The following is a 900-nucleotide window of genomic DNA, read 5'->3' on the forward strand; positions in this document are numbered from 1 at the left end:
ATCACGCCCGTGCCATCGTCGAGCGTGCAGATCACCAGCTTGCCGCGCTGGGTCATCTGCACCCGCACACCGGTGATGATGCCGGCCAGGCTGCGTGGCTCCCAAGAGGGTTCCAGGCTGGCGATCTTGGTGCGCACAAAGCGGCGTACTTCCTTTTCATAGGCCGAGAACAGGTGGCCGGAGAGATAGAAGCCCAAGGCGCCCTTCTCTTCCGTCAAGCGCTGCTTGTCGCTCCAGGCGGGCACCTGCACGTATTCCAGCGGCGCTTCCAGATCGCTGTCGTCGCCACCAAAGAGGCTGACCTGGTTGGCCGATTTCTCGGCCTGCTCGGCGCTTTCCCAAGCCAGGTTGACCGAGGCCTGCAGGATGGCGCGGTCGACCTTGAAGCAATCGAAGGCACCGGCACGGATCAGCGAATCGATGGTGCGGCGGTTGATCTGCTTCTTGTCCACCCGCTTGGCGAAGTCGAACAAGTCCTTGAAGGGACCACTCTTGCGCGCCTCCAGAATGGCTTCGATGGCGTTCTGCCCGGCGCCCTTGACGGCCCCCAGGCCATAGCGGATCTGGGTGGCCTTCTTGCCCGGCTCGCCCACCGGCATGAAGCGGTAGTCGGACTTGTTGATGTCCGGCGGGAGGATGGCCAGCTTGCAGATATCGATCGAGTCTTCGATCAGGATCTTGACCTTGTCCGTATCTTCCATGGCCAGCGACAAGTTGGCGGCCATGAACGCGGCGGGGTGATGGGCCTTCAGATAGGCGGTGTAATACGACAGCAGCGCATAGGCGGCCGCGTGCGACTTGTTGAAGCCGTAGCCGGCGAACTTTTCCATCAAGTCGAAGATCTCGTCGGCCTTGGCCTGGTCCAGCCCGTTCTTGGCCGCGCCTTCGCGGAACAGTTCA

General features: G+C 62.1%; 1 protein-coding gene. It reads right to left on the bottom strand.

The genetic code is table 11. From position 1 onward, the window contains the following. A partial coding sequence (locus tag I5W_RS04055) for a helix-hairpin-helix domain-containing protein (protein WP_044528275.1) occupies positions 1-900 on the bottom strand: 900 nt, incomplete at both ends.

The organism is Herbaspirillum sp. B65, from assembly GCF_000333555.1.
Taxonomy (GTDB): Bacteria; Pseudomonadota; Gammaproteobacteria; order Burkholderiales; family Burkholderiaceae_D; genus Herbaspirillum; species Herbaspirillum rubrisubalbicans.